This is a genomic window from Paenibacillus cellulositrophicus, assembly GCF_009363095.1.
Lineage (GTDB): Bacteria > Bacillota > Bacilli > Paenibacillales > Paenibacillaceae > Paenibacillus_AQ > Paenibacillus_AQ favisporus.
This window is the reverse complement of record NZ_CP045295.1, coordinates 3,909,745-3,924,752: the sequence shown is the minus strand read 5'-3', so window position 1 is coordinate 3,924,752 and position 15,008 is coordinate 3,909,745. Positions and strand designations below refer to the sequence as shown.

14 protein-coding genes are annotated in these 15,008 nt (G+C 54.8%); 4 read left to right on the top strand and 10 right to left on the bottom strand.

Features of this window, described 5'->3' with window-relative positions; genetic code table 11:
- Window positions 1-5 precede the first annotated feature (5 nt).
- Entirely contained in the window at window positions 6-356 is a 351-nt protein-coding gene (locus GCU45_RS17570; RefSeq protein ID WP_152399790.1) for an ester cyclase, read from the bottom strand.
- 115 nt (window positions 357-471) lie between these two features.
- Window positions 472-1,023, bottom strand: a complete 552-nt coding sequence (locus tag GCU45_RS17565; RefSeq protein ID WP_152399789.1) for an NADPH-dependent FMN reductase — start codon at window positions 1,021-1,023, stop codon at window positions 472-474.
- 193 nt (window positions 1,024-1,216) lie between these two features.
- On the opposite strand from GCU45_RS17565, the gene GCU45_RS17560 reads away from it, so the two are divergent.
- Window positions 1,217-1,987, top strand: coding sequence for an ArsR/SmtB family transcription factor (locus GCU45_RS17560; protein WP_244364125.1), 771 nt, complete (start codon window positions 1,217-1,219; stop codon window positions 1,985-1,987).
- 315 nt (window positions 1,988-2,302) lie between these two features.
- On the top strand, window positions 2,303-2,545 hold the full coding sequence (locus tag GCU45_RS17555) for a hypothetical protein (RefSeq protein ID WP_152399787.1): 243 nt from the start codon (window positions 2,303-2,305) through the stop codon (window positions 2,543-2,545).
- Between the two features lie 93 nt (window positions 2,546-2,638).
- On the opposite strand, the gene GCU45_RS17550 is transcribed toward GCU45_RS17555, so the two are convergent.
- The 8 genes from GCU45_RS17550 to GCU45_RS17515 form a co-directional block, all read right to left on the bottom strand.
- Entirely contained in the window at window positions 2,639-4,684 is a 2,046-nt protein-coding gene (locus tag GCU45_RS17550) for a bifunctional diguanylate cyclase/phosphodiesterase (protein WP_425281198.1), read from the bottom strand.
- Between the two features lie 156 nt (window positions 4,685-4,840).
- The gene (locus GCU45_RS17545) at window positions 4,841-5,266 is read right to left on the bottom strand and encodes a DUF1801 domain-containing protein (protein ID WP_152399786.1); all 426 of its coding nucleotides are present in this window, start codon (window positions 5,264-5,266) and stop codon (window positions 4,841-4,843) included.
- 69 nt (window positions 5,267-5,335) lie between these two features.
- Window positions 5,336-7,111, bottom strand: coding sequence for a stalk domain-containing protein (locus GCU45_RS17540; protein WP_152399785.1), 1,776 nt, complete (start codon window positions 7,109-7,111; stop codon window positions 5,336-5,338).
- Between the two features lie 134 nt (window positions 7,112-7,245).
- Complete coding sequence (locus tag GCU45_RS17535) at window positions 7,246-7,611, bottom strand: MmcQ/YjbR family DNA-binding protein (protein ID WP_152399784.1); 366 nt, start codon at window positions 7,609-7,611, stop codon at window positions 7,246-7,248.
- A gap of 13 nt (window positions 7,612-7,624) precedes the next feature.
- Window positions 7,625-8,290 carry a YdeI/OmpD-associated family protein gene (locus GCU45_RS17530; protein ID WP_152399783.1) on the bottom strand — a complete coding sequence of 222 codons (666 nt, stop codon included), beginning with the start codon at window positions 8,288-8,290 and terminating at the stop codon, window positions 7,625-7,627.
- Window positions 8,291-8,492: 202 nt separating this feature from the next.
- Window positions 8,493-11,045 (bottom strand): carbohydrate-binding domain-containing protein, encoded by a 2,553-nt coding sequence (locus GCU45_RS17525; protein ID WP_208837056.1) that lies wholly within the window; start codon window positions 11,043-11,045, stop codon window positions 8,493-8,495.
- 19 nt (window positions 11,046-11,064) lie between these two features.
- A complete protein-coding gene (locus GCU45_RS17520) occupies window positions 11,065-11,745 on the bottom strand; it encodes a DUF4956 domain-containing protein (RefSeq protein ID WP_152399782.1) in 681 nt (226 codons plus the stop codon).
- Window positions 11,742-12,491, bottom strand: coding sequence for a polyphosphate polymerase domain-containing protein (locus GCU45_RS17515; protein WP_116233271.1), 750 nt, complete (start codon window positions 12,489-12,491; stop codon window positions 11,742-11,744). Before GCU45_RS17515 ends, GCU45_RS17520 begins: the two co-directional genes overlap by 4 nt.
- Before the next feature lie 299 nt (window positions 12,492-12,790).
- Here GCU45_RS17515 and GCU45_RS17510 point away from each other — a divergent pair, with 299 nt between their 5' ends.
- Together GCU45_RS17510 and GCU45_RS17505 are read left to right on the top strand one after the other, a co-directional pair.
- Complete coding sequence (locus GCU45_RS17510; protein ID WP_076172272.1) at window positions 12,791-13,468, top strand: response regulator transcription factor; 678 nt, start codon at window positions 12,791-12,793, stop codon at window positions 13,466-13,468.
- The gene (locus GCU45_RS17505) at window positions 13,468-14,859 is read left to right on the top strand and encodes a sensor histidine kinase (RefSeq protein WP_152399781.1); all 1,392 of its coding nucleotides are present in this window, start codon (window positions 13,468-13,470) and stop codon (window positions 14,857-14,859) included. The genes GCU45_RS17510 and GCU45_RS17505 overlap by 1 nt, the downstream gene beginning before the upstream one ends.
- Window positions 14,860-15,008 lie beyond the last annotated feature (149 nt).

Sequence of the window (15,008 nt, the reverse complement as noted above, 5' to 3'; positions counted from 1 at the left end):
TCATGTCAGGCACCAGCATGCAGCTGGGGGAGCAGCGTACCGGTGTCATACCATCCAAAACGATGAACGATCCGCCCATCGTTCACCGTGAATTCGTGGAACTGCGTGATCCGTACCGTTTTTCCCGTCGCAGGAATTCCTGCGAATATCCCGGTGTGCTTGCCCGTGATGACCACCCTTGCGATGACCTTCTCTTCCTGGACCATCACATCATCCACATCGTATTGCCGGTCCATAAATGCCTCTTCCAGCTGACCGATAAATGCTTGCCCCGTTTGGCTCAGCGTCCCTGCCTTCCATGCCTCTTCGATCCATTTTACTGCCGCTTTCACCTGCTGCTGCCGCGTTGTACTCATAACGATCCGTCTCCTTTTTTGTTGGTCATATTCAAAATACTCCGGCGCACTCGTCTAATGGTTGCAAATCATAGAGTTACCATTTGGTCACATATTGTGCAAAAAAATATGCTGTCTATCCGGTCACCCCTGCCGTCTCAGCGGAAAGCAGCCGGGTCATCTTTATAAATGGTCCAAGAACTGTGGTGACCCGTTCTCTCACCCCTGCATCCAAAGGCGCGCCATCCGGGCCAAATTCGTTCGAACCGTACCCTACGGAAATCCATTCCGGGCAATTGACGCCATGCAGGTTGCGGACGATCGTCTGCAGATGCGTCAGCGAGCTGATGCCGAGCGGCCCGCCTGCCGAGCTTACGGAAAGAACCGGCTTGCCTTCCACATGTCCCGGCGTCAAGTAATCCAAGGCATTCTTCAGCGCACCCGAGATAGATCCGTGGTATTCCGGTGTAGCCAAAATCAGCGCATCTGCATGAATGATCTCATTTTGCAGACGCACAGCCCCCGGATTTTGCCCTGCTTCCGGCGAATACAGCGGCAACTGAAGCTCCCTCATATCCACGAACGAAACCGTAATTCCGCTGCTGACCAGTTGGCTTTCCAAATAACGAAGGAGCCTGGTGCTTACGGATCCCGCATCGTTGCTTCCGGCAATCAAAGTCATTTTCATCTCCTACATCCTCCTCTGGATTCCCCGGCGCTGCATCAGCACTTAAACACCTGCCGGCTGACAAACGATTTGGGGTATGATAATATGTGACTATATTGTCACTCTTGATGAGATTATAATACGTTACTATATGGTAACATGTCAAGGGCATTGCTCCGCTTTTTCAATGCATGAGGTAAAGGAGGTGTTACGATTGGAGGACAATCTAATATTTAAAGCCCTCGCCGACCCCACGCGCCGCACCCTTCTGGACCTGCTGCAGGCGCATGACGGGCGGACGCTGAACGACTTGTGCGCCCCGCTCGACATGTCCCGGTTTGGCGTGATGAAGCATTTGAACCTGCTGGAGGAAGCCGGACTCATTACGACTAGGAAGGTCGGCCGGGAGAAGCTGCACTACCTTAACGCCGTGCCCATCCGCCAAATATACGAACGATGGGTCAGCAAATACGCCGAACCTTGGGCGGCAGGATTAACATCACTTCAATTCGAATTGGAGCGTGAGACGCAAATGGAAACCAAACCGAAGCATGTCAACCGGATCGCCATTAAATCGAGTCCCGAGCAGGTGTGGCAGGCGATTACCGACCCGGCCAAAACGTCAAAGTTTTGGTTCAATTGTGCCATTCAATCCTCCTGGGAAATCGGCTCTTCCTTTGAACTGCTGGGCCCGGAGGGGGAAAAGAAGGTCAAGGGGGTCATCCTTGAACTGGATCGCCCGCATAAGCTGGCCGTGAGCTGGCAGTTTGTGAATCTGCCCGGCACGGAGAACGATGCGCCTTCCCGCGTCACGTGGGAAATCGCACAGCATGATGAATTACCCGGCGTCACGCTCGTTACAGCCGTCCATGACGATTTCGAACAGGCGCTCCCTACCGCGGGCGTGCTGGAGAACGGCCTGCCGTTCGTCCTTTCGGGAATGAAAACGTTCCTGGAAACGGGGTCTACGCTGGCGGATATGTAAGGAGTTTCAGCAGGCAGCGAAGCGGCGTACAGGTATCACGAAAGCATACCCCGCCTGGTATTGCCAGAAATTAAACATAAAGCATTTTCAGGGCCCAGTCGCGACTGTCTGCGAGTGGGTTTTTCGTGCTATCTGATCGACAAGCATGTTAATCCAAGCCCATAGCCGGCGAGCTTCTCCGTGCTTCTCTAACTTTTCTGCTTCCAAGGCGTTGTTATAAATAGATGTCAACGAGCTTCCTTTATAAGCTGTGTGAACTCCACCCTGCTTATATAGCAGATAACCGATAGCGATGGAGAAGGGAGATGAAATGCTATGATGAGTGGTGCTAGCATGATAGGTATGGGCGGCGTGGTAGCCGTCCTGGTAATGTGGGGAGTTATTGCGGCAATTTTCTTTTTACTGGTCCGGCTGGCCGTGGATAGATCCAATATGCGTACCGAGCTGCGGCATCTGCGCCGGGAGGTCCGGGAGCTAAAATCCTTGGTTCAAAACCAGCGGAACGATTCTATCAACCACGTTGAGAATTTCACCTATAACCATCCCGAAGATGATTAAGTTATTGAAATTTTAAAATCTTCCAGGTCACCAAAAATATAATAGCCCGTATAAAAAGGATGCCGGCTGCAGCTGGCATCCTTTTTATTTTATTCAAACCAATGTTTCTCCGCTCGGCCTGCCCGCATTCTGCAGCAGCCACTCGTCCATCTGTTCAATATTCATCGGTTTGCCGTAGAAATATCCCTGCATCACGTTGCATCCGGATGCGCGGAGAAAATCGATCTGCTCCCTCGTTTCCACGCCCTCAGCCACCAGCTCCAGATGAAGCTTGAGCGCCATATCGATGATGGCGCCCACGATCGCCCGTTTGGAGGGTGAATCGCTTTCCCGGACAAACAGTTGATCGATCTTGATCGTGTCGATCGGAATTTGATCCAGGGATCCGAGCGAGGAATACCCCGATCCGAAATCGTCCATCGATATCCGTACCCCGATCTCGCGCAGCTCATTCAGCTGCCGGATCATATCGGGCACATCGTACAGCATCGTCGATTCGGTGATCTCCAGCTCGAGGTACCGGGCCGGAAGCCCGGTCGTCCGAAGTGCATGTTCCACCATGTACAGAAGATGCTGGCTTTCGAACAAGCGCACAGACACATTGACCGACACGATCATCGAAGGCATGCCTTTGTCGAGCCACACCTTGTTTTGGCGGCAGGCCTCTTCCAGGATCCACCGGGTCATCGGGATGATCAGTCCGGTTTCTTCCGCGATCGGGATAAATTCGTCCGGCGAGACGACGCCGAATTTGGGGTGCGGCCAGCGCATGAGCGCCTCGAGTCCGACGGGAGTATCCGTCTGGGCATCCCACTTCGGCTGATACACGACATAGAATTCCTGGCGTTCCGACGCTCCGCGCATATCCTTTTCCAGCTCCAGCCGGCGCAGCAGCCTTTTATCCATGTCGTCATCATATACGCAGTACCGGTTCTTGCCGGCATTCTTGGCATTGTACATAGCCGTATCTGATGTTTTCAACAGCGACGCCCGGTCCGTTCCATGCTTGGGCGCCAGACTAATGCCAATGCTGGCCGTAATGTACAGCTCATTGCCCTGCAGGACAAACGGTCGGGTGACGACCTCCAAAATGCCGGACGCAAGCTCCTCCGCCAAGGCCTGGCCGCAGTTTTCCGCAACCACGAGAAATTCATCCCCGCCTAGGCGAAACACCTTTTGGCCTTGCTGCAGATACCCGCTCAGACGACTTCCAACCTCCTGAACCAGCATATCGCCGATGTCATGGCCCAGCGTATCGTTGATCGTTTTAAAGCGATCCAGGTCGATAAACAAAACGGCGGTCTCCTTCGAGGTATCGACTCCCTCGCCAAGCAGCCGGTTCAGGTCATGCCGGTTAGGCAGCCCGGTTAACGGGTCGCTGTAGGCCATTTTCTCCAACACGTGACGGTCGAAAAACATCGCTCCCCACGAAACCATCAGGATAAAAAACGTCGTAATCGTCACACCAGCCAGCAGCAAAAGGTTCATCTCTCCGGTATCGGTAGAGACCACCGCATTCGGGTTCCCGCACCAGAAATCGGCCGCCTTCATGCCGGTAAAATGCATGCCGCAAATGGCCAGTCCCATGACCAGAGCCGAAGCCCACTTCCACCAGCTGACCTCGGTATGATCGCGAAAGCGGAGGAACAGCAGCAGCGCCACGTAAGAAGCCGCAAGCGCAATGGCTGCCGAGAGCAGCCAATAAGACCGGTCATAGGTAATCTCGGCCGGAAGACGCATCGCGGCCATCCCGGTATAGTGCATCGCCACGATGCCGCTGCCCATGCAGAACCCGCTCAAGGCAAACTTACCCCAGTTCACGCCTTTGGACAGCAGCATTTGGAATGCAATAAATGACGCCACAATGCTGCACAGCATTGATAACAGCGTAATCGGAATATCGTAATTCACAGGCACGTTCAAATGAAAGGCAAGCATACCGACGAAATGCATGGACCATACCCCGCTGCCCATGACACAGGAGCCGGCTACCAGCCACCATTTCTGCGTCCTGCCCCGCGACCTTGATATTTTGGCCGCTAAGTTGAGAGCCGAATAGGACGCAAATACGGCGATGATGAACGAGAGCATTACGATCCATAAATTGTATGATTCATGTAGCAGGACGATGGGGCTCACTCCTTGTTGTCAGCGCAGCAAAACTCATAGAGCAAGTATAAAGGAGCGTCCCGCCAAAACGAAAGAAGTATTTTAGCAAAATTCGCTAATTTTCGCCACCTTCTGCACGAGTTTTACCGCCTATCGACACGGCTCTGTGACCCCGGCAGCCTGCCGTCACTCCCCAGCCGGATAGGTTTCTTGTAAATGCTTTACCGACTGCCGGATCAGAGCCTTCAGCACGTCTGCATCAATATCCGCAACCTTGTTGATATAGACGCAGCCTTTGCCTGACGTATGCTTGCCAAAGTCCTTCAGGAGGGCTTCACGCTGTTCTTCTCCAGGCGCGAAATAGAGGCTGATCTTGGCTTTGCGGGGTGAAAAGCCCACGAGCGGCGCGTCCCCTTCATGCCCTGACGCATACTTGTAATGGTACGAACCGAAGCCGATGATGCTCGGCCCCCACATTTTCGCCGGATACCCTGTCGTTTCCGTAAAAATGTCCAGCAGCCAGTACGCATCCTGCTTCTTCCCGGGATGCTCCACCTGTTCGATGAACGCGAGGACGCTGTCATCGGTTTCTTTCGTTTTCAGCTCATACATGGTCGTCACTCCTTTTGCAGGAAAATAAAATGGCCTGCCCGTTTACCCGGGCAGACCAACGGAATCGGTTTATTTTACCGAATAAACCCCTTCCTTGTAGGTCAAGGTGTACACCAAACCTTCATCCGTAAGCTTTGCCGTTTGAATCCGGTCGGATACCAGGCGGGTATTCCCCTTCGCATCAATCTTGTATATACCTGGATCATAGCCATTCGCCAGGTAATAAATGGCGTCTTTTCCGATGTAGTACGAGCTCAACGGCTTGTCGCTGCGCTTGGTTTCCTTGCCGGTCGCAAAGTTATATTGGTACAGCACGCCCGGATCGTAGGAACTGCCGGCATCGTTCGAGGTGTAGTACAAGCTGCCGTTCAACAGCTGGGCATTCAGCACCTTTCTGGAGATCACGGTTTTTGGCTCTGCTCCGTTCACATCGGTCTTGGCCAAATAACCGGTCGCACCGTCTACATAATAAATCTGGTTATCCACCATCCAGAACGGACCGGCGGCAGGAGTAAGCTTCACCTGCGTCTGGTCAGACGGGTTGACTTTGTACACCGAGCCCTCATCCTTCGGATCGCTGTCTTTGTATCCAAGCACGTACACAAAGCCCCCTTTGACGTAAATGGCATCATTAACGCTATAGCTGGTCCCGCCCCCGTCATGCTGCTTCCGGTTGATGGCATAGACGAAGTCGTCCTGGCCGATCGCCTTATTCTCCCCAGTCTTGAGATTAACCCGGCTTAAGTTATCGACCGTTTTGCCCATAATGTTAAAGTCGGCTTGATACAGGAAATCACCCGACTTGACAGGCCCGATCAAGCTTTTGGCACCTGTTACCTCTTTCAGGGCACCATTGAGGACTCGATACAATGTCTCCGATCCCATCGTAAGATCGCCGCTATGAAGGTTCACGTACAGCTCATTGTCAATCATCGAGACATTCTGCAGCCAGCCGTCCGACGGCTTCCAATCTGCGAGCGAGCTCACTTTCCGAACTTTATTGTTGGTCAGGTCCAAAGCATACAGAACCCCTTGGTTGCTCACCGTCGATACGAAATACAGATCGTGCCCGATGACCTTAGCACTGTGCAGTGCCGGCTCCCCCGGAATGTTAACCTGAACTTCCTTTTTGCCGTCAGCCTTCCGATATAACCGTTCTAAAGTGCCGCTGCTTTGATAGATCTGCTTATAATAGTACAGCGCGTCTCCGTATTTAGTGATCGGCGTCAGTACCTTTTCATCCGTCACCGGCTTCCGGGTGTCCTTTAGTTGGGTTAAAATGCGGTTTTTTACAGCCAGTGTTTCGGCACTCTTCTCGTCAACGACTTCGTCTCCCATCACGATTAGACCGTCCAGCCACTGGATATTTTTGCCCAGCGCCTCCGCTGCGCTTCTAAGGGGCAGAACGACCCGGCCACCGATTTTCTGCGGAGCCACGTCCATTTTTTTGGACTCGTTATTCACCAGCATTGTGGTGCTGTTCACTTTGAACTTGATCGTTTTCTTCAGCCCATAGTTCACAAAAGTAACGTCATCCGGATTTTTCGCTTCCCAAATGGTTTGCCACTCACCCTGGGAGCGGAACTGCGAGGCCAGCGTTCCCATCAGGCGGATCGGCACCAGAACCCTTCCGCTGCGCTGGACGATGTCATAATCACCGTAAAGGTCAGTCTTCTCCCCGTTAATAAAAGCTTTTCCGTGATAATCATAAGGAATGATGACCATCTTGTCGAAGGTTTGGCTTAGAGGCTTGGGAGCCGCCTTCTCCGCGGCAAAAGCCGGTACCGCCCCGCATACCAAAGCCGCAGACAGCAGCAAACTCGTTAACTTGATTTTTGTCGACATCGAAACTTCTCCTTACCCTCAGAAATTTTATCTCATCTCAGACGAACCTAGCTCAATCGATCTGCCAGGGGCCGCCTAGATTATAGACGTCCGGAGAAAGGAATATGTTTCTAGTTCTGTGCTAAACTCCAAAATTATGCGCCTTCGATGACCTGCTTCACCAACCGTTTGGGCGCCGCCAGCAGATACGCCTCCTTGATCAGTACGGCCAGCTCGTCCCAGTTCGGGACGGATGATTTATCCACGGAAACCCAGCCGTGGTGTCCGATATAAGGCGTTTTAACGTAGCTTCCCTGCTGCAGCAGCAGGAACTGCTCTTCCTTGGTCGATTTGAACGAAAGGCCCGGAACGCCCTCGTTCTCCCCCATCATGACAAACGTTTTGCCTCTGACTTTCATGACGTTGTGGCCAAAGCCGTCAACAATCTCCTCCACCTCCGGCAGCGGACGGCAGATGCCCCTCACCCGCTCCAGCATGTCCAAACCCTGCTTCGTCTTCATGGCAACCCGCCTCCTATCTTCTCCGATACAAGTCCATCGTTTTATAGCCCGCCGCCAGCGCTGTTTTCATATCCTCGCGCCGCTTCTCCCGGGTCTCCTCTTGTACCGCGCTGTAAATGTACCGGGCCCAATCCCGGCGGTATCCCGGCGTGAGGGACTGGTAGAAGGCAAGCACCTCCGGGGCATCCTGAAGATCCTTCTCCACCTCCGGAATCAAGGCTTCATAATCGCCAACGGATTGGCTCGGTTTGGAGGACGGCTGCTTTTGGCTTGGCTTCTCCGCTTTGAGGCCGACGACCGTAAACACGTCGTTCAATCCGACCATGCGAGCAAATTTGATGCTGCTTGTCCCAATAAATCCATTCTCATCCGCGCCTAACCCTTCCAGAAGCTCGTCCCTGTGAATATAGGTGGAATACACCTTGTTTCCCTTTTTCGGATACGCTGCGTACAAATATCCCCCTTCGTTCAGATGATTGCCGTCAATCACCTTCCGCACAAGCCCTTGCAGAGACTCCATATCGAGCACAAAGGCGAAAATCAGATCGTAACCGCCGTCCTTCAGCTCGGTATCATACGACTCCAGACCGGCCAGCAGATCCTCCCCTTCCGGTTGATGCAGTACCGCCGTCTTATTATATTTTTGCAGGTTTAACTTCTCCACGATCGTTTTCGCCATTCCCAAGGACCTCCGTAAATCAATCTATAATATATAATATTCTGTACTTTTTTCGTATATAGTAAAGCGAACATTCGGGGAAAAAGCAACCTCCCTTCGGCAGCATCCAGCCACACCACGGCAAAAAGAACCCCCATTAAAAATGGGGGCTCTTCGTTGCCCGTGCATATCACCGCATATTCTCGTTACTTCGTGCCGGTCATTAGATCGAGGATGTGCCTGTATCAGCAGTATCCGAGCTGCCGGAGCCCGACGTTCCGGACTGTCCGGTACTGCTTGTTCCGCTGCCGGACGTGCTGTCGCTGGAGCTGCCGGGCGTGCTGCCGTTGCCGCTGGTACCGGATGCGCCGCTTTGACCGCTCGCGCCTGATCCGCTACCGTTCGCTCCTCCTCTGCCTCCCGGACCCCGGCCTCCGCCGAAGCCGCCGCCAAATCCACCGCCGCCAGTGGTTACGCCGGACTCGTTCACATACGTGACCGTGTCACCGAGCTTGAAGCTGACGACCTTCGTACCGCCAGTCAGCTTGCCGCCCGTGTACAAACCGTCCTTCAACGTGCCTGTCGAGGTGCCGCCCGTGTAGAAGGCGTAGGTCTCTCCGGACTTCAGATCCGGCGTGGAAATGACGATGGTCTGGATATCTTTAGCCGGTGTAAAGCTCAGGACCGGTGTGCTTGCGCTGTCGGCCAGCGTCACCAGCGTGCCCGCCTTCACCGTGCTCGGGAACGTCATGAGCACCGAGCGCTGCGACGAGCTTTCGGATGGCGCTTGGGCCATACCGGCGCTGCCCGCAGCAACCAGCAGACCGCCGGACTGCTCGAACGTACCGTCATAATCAAGGGCGCCGTTGCCGCCCGATGTCGGACCATTGACGATCACGGTGCCTCCGGTCATCGTGATGGAGCCGTTGGCATCCAAACCGTCGCCTTGCGCATTCACCGTCAGGTAGCCGCCGCTGATCGTCAGCTGTGCGTTGCCGGTGCTTCCACCAGGGCCGCCAGGCATCCCTTGGCCATCCGGACGCTGCTGGGCGCCGTTTTGGTCAGCCGACCCGCTTTGCGCCGCCTGGCTGCCCGCATTCGCCTGTGCATCGGATTGCGCCGAGCCCGTGCCGGACGACGAGCTGCTGCCCGTTTGCGCAGACGTTCCGGACTGCGCCTGATCGCCCGTCTGTCCTTGGCTGCCGGCCGCTTGATCCGGCGCCTGTCCCGGCATGCCTGCCGGCGGTTGTCCGCCGAACATGCCGCCCGGCCCTTCCGAGCTGCCGCTGCCGTCAGAAGCATTCACGCCGTCATCGCTCGCGACGACGTTCACTTCGCCGCCGGCGATGCTGATATCCGCGGCCTCAATGCCTTCGTAGCTGTTCTTGATGTTCACTTTCCCACCGGAAATGACGATCGATACGTCGCCGTGAATGCCGTCATCGCCGGTCACGAGATCCAGCTGACCGCCGGAAACGAGGATGCTGCCATTGCTGTGCACCGTATCGTCCGCCGAGTCGATTGTGAACGTGCCGTCCGAAACAGCGATGCCTGCCTCTGACTTGAGCCCTTTCGAGCTCGTGGACTCGCTTTCCTCATCCTCCGTCTGCGCCGCATCCGCGTCTGTTCCACTGCTGCTGTTCGTACTCGCAGCGGTGTCATCTTTCACTTGGGATGCGGAATCCTTATCCGATGCCGAAGCCGATGCCGAGGTGCCGTTCACCGAATCCGCAGCCGCGCCGCTGTCTGTGCCTTGGGCCCCGGACTCACCTCCCTGTCCGACCGCTCCTGACTGGCCGCCGAAACCAGGGCGCTGCATCGGCATTTCTTCCTGATGCGGCTCGGCGTTCGCGCTGCCGCCGCCGGTTACCACATCATAGGTACCGCCGGTGATCAGCAGAGAAGCCGCCGCCTGAAAGCCGTCGCTTCCGGATTCAACATGGAACGTGCCGCCCTCAATAAGCAGGTACCCTTTGTCCTTGTCCCCGTCATAGGTCGTCTTGAAGCCGTCCCCGCCGGCGTTGACGTTGATCGTGCCCGCTTTGACAGCGGCCAGGTCGCGGCCGATGATGCCGTCGTCGGCTGCGTTGACGCTCAGCGTGCCGCTGACGATTTTCAGATCGTCCTTGCTGGTGATGCCGTCCTTGTAATTCCCCTGCACGGTCAGCTGGCCGGTGCCGTTAATCGTCAGATCGTCCTGGCTGAACAGGGCCGCCGTCGGCGCTTCATCGGACGTATCTGCATACTTCGTGCCGTCCGACAGCGTATTCTGCGTACCTTCCGGCAGCGTCAGCACCGTTTTGCTGGCTTGCTTAACCTGGATCGCCGGGCTGTCCGAGCTCGCGATTTGCGCTCCGTTCAGCACCAAACGCACGACGTCGTCTTCACCTGCATCGACCACAATACTGCCGCCTTGCAGCTTGCCGCTGATCACATACGTTCCGGCCGAGGATATGGTTACATCGCCTCCGCTGGACTTTGCGCCTGCGCCCATCACGGTCACGTCCGTCCCGTTCAGCTTGATGACCGTGGAGTCGCCGGCTGACCAATCTACCGTGGTATCGTCGGCGTCATACTCCACCAGATCCTTGATTTTCAGGCTGGCCAGCTTCGCGTTCGCTTCGCTCACATTGACCGTCGTCGTTTCCGTCGCCTCGGTCGCCGTGCCGTCCGCCGCTGTCGTCGTATTACTCGCCGCATTGGTCGTGCATCCGGAGGCAAGCATGGCCGACAGGATCAAAATCGCGGCAAATTTCGTTTTATAGGAATGTTTCATCGGATCAACCTCGTTTCGTTTAATATTCCTGCACCGCAGGGTTCATCGTCAGCGTAATGTCCAGATTGCCGTTGCGAGTCCGGATCGCGTCCAGAAATTCCTTCTGGTTCGTCTGCGGCCCCATTTTCACCGTGTAGACCACCTCATAGAGGCTGCCGAGCTCGGTAGTTTTGACCTTTTTCAGTTCATATTCAACGTTGTGCTTACGGAAAATCTCCTCAAATGCCTCCTCATAACCAAGGTTTTCCGGGATGGTCACCTTGAGCGTTTTGATCGCGTCTTTGCGGGTACCAAATTTGATCAACTTCAAGACGTACATCAGCGCGCAGAGGATCACTGTAAACAGAACCGCATAGCCAAAAGCGCCAACGCCTGCGGACAACCCGGCTGCCATTGAGAACAGAACATAGGAGATGTCCTTCGAATCTCCTGGCGCACTCCGGAACCGGATGATCGAGAAGGCGCCGGCCAGGCTGAATGCCCGGGCGATGTTGCTGCCGATCAGCATAATAATGATGGCCACAATCGCCGGCAGCACCATCATCGTTAAGGTGAAGCTCGGCGAATAGGCAGGCTGTGTTTTCATGTAAGTAAAGCTGATAATGGCACCCAGCACGATGGCGATGGCCAGCGTCAGAAGCGCATGAGATAACGATAAGGTCGTGTCCGCAGCGGACGAATTCAAAATAGAATCGATCATAAAACAACTCTCTCCCTTTCCACAACTGGTGCATTAGCATGGCGTATCGATTTCTTATACTCGTTCCCGTATTTGGAGAAGCTTGTACGGTACATCTGATGCTCGGAGAGCATTTTGGACAGCCAGACCGGAACGGTCTTCTCGGCCTTGACCTCCATCAGCCACTGTCCCCGCTCCATCAGCTGATCCCCATAATCCCCGGCCTCTAACGCAAGATCGTAACGCCGCGAGCGGATGTTGGTGTCGAAGGTAATCCGCAGATCCCTGTTTCCCTTGCAGAACAAGGCGATGCGGTCGTATGCCAGATACACCATCGGTTTCAGCTCGTACCGGCTCAGAAAATACTCGATTTCGCTGACCACCTGGCGGTTCATGCCCTTCCGGAACTCCGGCGGCACCCCTGTACGGACGAATTCGTATGCCTCATGAAGCTTGAGCGAAGTTCTTCTTTTGTTCACCAGGCCGAACACCTTCTTCTTCAGCTCCAGATATACTTTGGCATCGCTCTCCGGCACGCCGTACGACCGGATCCGCAGCTTTTCCCGGTATTTGGGCTTGGCCAAACTTGTACGGATGAGCGTATGATGCTCCGTGTCATAGTACAGGTTGCTGATGGTGTAGAACTTGTTATCCTTGTTGTTTTCATCCGGTTCCATATATGCCATCAGGTCGTTGTAAATGTTGTAAAAAGCCTTGGTGTCCATCAGATACTTGTTCTCATACCGGTTAAACACTTCAATAGCCATCGTCATGCCGCTCCTTTCGTTTATGCAGATTCACCCAGGCTCATCGCCCTTCATGTTTGTAGCTTAATGGCTTAACCTTTAACGAATCTTAAACATTGCGATAACATACCGTTTACATGCCGATTACAAAACAAGTGCACCATTGTACAATAAGGGACAAGCGAAGGAGCTGAGGTTCAGGTCTGTCTCGCCGCAGCCCGAAAGGCTGCCGTTCAAGGCTTTAAAGGTTGATTAAAGGTTCGCTTCTTATCATAGAGAGACAATAACGCTTCACCCGAAGTATGAAGGAGATTACGATCATGCGGATATTAATAGTGGAAGACGAGGTTAACCTGGCCGAGGCACTGACCCAGATTTTGAAGAAAAACCATTACTCCGTCGATGCCGTCCACGACGGCCAGACGGGACTGGATAACGCCCTCAGCGGAATCTATGATCTGCTGCTGCTCGATATCATGCTGCCGGGGATGGACGGGATTACGCTGCTGAAGACGATCCGGGCCGAAGGCATCGCAACGCCGGTCATCATGCTCACTGCCAAGGGCGAAATTTCGGACACGATTACGGGGCTGGACTGCGGGGCCGACGATTATGTCGCCAAGCCGTTCTCGACGGGCGAGCTGCTTGCCCGGATCCGGGCTGCGCTGCGCCGCAAAGGCGAGGTTGTCCCCGAGGATGGCCTGAAATTCGGCGATATCGAGCTGAACACGTCCACGCTCAAGCTGAGCTGCAACGGCAAGGAGCTGAAGCTGATTTTGAAGGAGTGCGAGCTGCTCGAACTGCTGATGCTGCGAAAGTCGGCGGTGACGTCCAAGGAGCAGATGATTGAGAAGCTGTGGGGTTTTGACTCCGATGCGGAGCACAATAACGTGGAAGTGTATATTTCGTTTCTGCGGAAAAAGCTGGCGTTCCTGAACGCCTCGGTGCGGATCAGCACGATCCGGGGCGTCGGCTATGTATTGGAGGCGACTTCTTAATGTTCAAGAAGCTGCGCAACCGGTTCCTGCTGATGAACATGGTCATCATCACCATCATCATGCTGGTCGCCTTTTCCACGATTTACATCATTACCTATCAAAACGTGCGTCGCGATATCGGTATGGAACTGGAGCGTGTCTCGGAGTTTTACCACAAGGACGGCGGGCCCGGAAAGCAAAGCCCGGGGAAAGGCTCCGGGCAGGGCGGGGCTTCGCTGGCGCAGACCGGAAGCGGCAGTAAAACGGGCAGCCTGTCCGGCACGGGCGGCAGCGCCGCACAGATCCAGGGTTCCGCAAGCATCGGCGGAGAGCTGCCTGCCACGGGAGATACCGATCTACGCCGCCCCCGGGAAGGGCAGATCCCCCCGCCGGAGCTGTCGGTATCCTTCGAGCTGAAGACCGACCGGGATTGGAATCTCCTGTCCAAGAACACGAGGTTTGATATGGAGAATACGTTCTATGAGACGGCCAAGGAAGAGGCGGCTTCCAAGCCCGTCCGCAACGCCCAGTTTTCGCTGGAGGGAACGCGCTGGGCTTACAGCGTGCAGCAGACTCCCAGCGGCTATTCCATCGTATTCCTGGACGTGACGGCACAGCTGAAAATCATCACCAACCTGATCTACACCTTTTCCATCGTGGCGCTGGTCATGCTGGCGGTCATCTATCTGACGAGCCGATATTTCGCCAACCGGTCCATCGAACCGGTCCGCGAAGCCTTCGACAAGCAGAAGCAGTTTATCGCGGACGCCTCGCATGAGCTGAAGACGCCGCTTGCGGTCATCAACACGAACGCAGATGTGCTGCTGGCCAACAGCGACGAAACGATTCGGTCGCAGTCGAAATGGCTTCAGCATATTAAATCGGAGACCGAGCGCATGAAGACGCTCACGAACGATCTCCTGTATCTGACTCAGATGGACGATGCGCGGGGTCATATGATCTTCGTGCCGTTTGATCTCAGCGAAGCCGTCGAAAGCGTCATTCTTACGATGGAAGCGGTCATTTTCGAAAAGGAGCTGTCCCTCATTTACGATATCGAGCCGCGTCTGACTGTGACCGGCAGCAGTGAGCAGATCAAGCAGGTCGTCATGATCCTGCTTGACAACGCCGTCAAATATACCAATCCACGGGGCTCGATCCATCTGAGCCTGAAGAAGCAGCATAACCATCTGCTGCTGCGGGTAACGAATACGGGCGGGGGCATCGCCCCAGAGCATTTAGACAACATCTTCGACCGGTTCTACCGCGTCGACGCCTCCCGCTCCCGCAAGCACGGCGGATATGGCCTTGGCCTGGCGATCGCCAAATCGATCGTCGAGCAGCATAAGGGGAAAATATCCGTGAAGAGCGTGCCGAACGAGAAAACGACGTTTGATGTGCAGCTGGGGTGAGCAGTACAGCCATTGAACAAGGGACCGGTAAGCGACCGACTGTAACGATAGCGAGATAGAATAAAGGCACCCGCTAGGACATTGGGGTGCCTTTATTACATATTAAAGAGTATAAGCCTCGGAGACTCCAACGTAATCCTTGCTCACAA

Bases quoted from the DNA above. Each gene is read 5' to 3' on its own strand.
- GCU45_RS17570 (WP_152399790.1), bottom strand. From the start codon at position 356: ATGAGTACAACGCGGCAGCAGCAGGTGAAAGCGGCAGTAAAATGGATC.
- GCU45_RS17565 (WP_152399789.1), bottom strand. From the start codon at position 1,023: ATGAAAATGACTTTGATTGCCGGAAGCAACGATGCGGGATCCGTAAGC.
- GCU45_RS17555 (WP_152399787.1), top strand. From the start codon at position 2,303: ATGATGAGTGGTGCTAGCATGATAGGTATGGGCGGCGTGGTAGCCGTC.
- GCU45_RS17545 (WP_152399786.1), bottom strand. From the start codon at position 5,266: ATGTATGAGCTGAAAACGAAAGAAACCGATGACAGCGTCCTCGCGTTC.
- GCU45_RS17540 (WP_152399785.1), bottom strand. From the start codon at position 7,111: ATGTCGACAAAAATCAAGTTAACGAGTTTGCTGCTGTCTGCGGCTTTG.
- GCU45_RS17535 (WP_152399784.1), bottom strand. From the start codon at position 7,611: ATGAAGACGAAGCAGGGTTTGGACATGCTGGAGCGGGTGAGGGGCATC.
- GCU45_RS17530 (WP_152399783.1), bottom strand. From the start codon at position 8,290: ATGGCGAAAACGATCGTGGAGAAGTTAAACCTGCAAAAATATAATAAG.
- GCU45_RS17525 (WP_208837056.1), bottom strand. From the start codon at position 11,045: ATGAAACATTCCTATAAAACGAAATTTGCCGCGATTTTGATCCTGTCG.
- GCU45_RS17520 (WP_152399782.1), bottom strand. From the start codon at position 11,745: ATGATCGATTCTATTTTGAATTCGTCCGCTGCGGACACGACCTTATCG.
- GCU45_RS17515 (WP_116233271.1), bottom strand. From the start codon at position 12,491: ATGGCTATTGAAGTGTTTAACCGGTATGAGAACAAGTATCTGATGGAC.
- GCU45_RS17510 (WP_076172272.1), top strand. From the start codon at position 12,791: ATGCGGATATTAATAGTGGAAGACGAGGTTAACCTGGCCGAGGCACTG.
- GCU45_RS17505 (WP_152399781.1), top strand. From the start codon at position 13,468: ATGTTCAAGAAGCTGCGCAACCGGTTCCTGCTGATGAACATGGTCATC.